Here is a 505-nt window from a genome sequence, read left to right as displayed (position 1 = left end):
TAGAAGTCCCTTGCCGTTACTGTTCTCAGGCCAAATCAGTTCGCAAACATGGGACTGGAGCGAATAAAGCACAACGCTATCGCTGCCTTGATTGCCGAAAGTCATTCCAGCTTGATTACACCTACAATGCCTATCATCCTGGAGTGAAAGAACAAATTGTCGATATGGCCATGAACAACGCTGGGCTACGTGATACTGCCAGAGTGCTTAAAGTCGGGTTTAATACCGTGCTGAGAACACTAAAAAACTCCAACCGAGGCAAGTAACTTCAGTTCCATTCGATAATGCTGAGATCGAGCTTATCTGTGAAGTTGACGAACAATGGTCATTTGTTCAGAACAAAAAGAACCAACGTTGGCTTTGGTATGCTTGGGAGCCAAGGTTTAAGCGGATCATCGCCCATGCTTTTGGACGTCGCAATGAGGAAGCACTTCAGGCTTTATTGATGCTTCTAGAGCCATTTACAATCAATTTCTTCTGTACTGATGATTTCAGAGTTTACTCA

1 pseudogene is annotated in these 505 nt (G+C 44.2%); it reads left to right on the top strand.

Annotated features, from left to right (window positions below):
* Positions 1–505 (top strand): annotated as a pseudogene (locus Q0852_RS23725) (IS1 family transposase); the annotation flags it as partial.

Origin of the sequence: uncultured Photobacterium sp. (genome assembly GCF_947502415.1) — a bacterium.
Classification (GTDB): domain Bacteria; phylum Pseudomonadota; class Gammaproteobacteria; order Enterobacterales; family Vibrionaceae; genus Photobacterium.
Note: the sequence above shows the minus strand (reverse complement) of the source record. Positions and strands in the feature narration are given on the sequence as shown.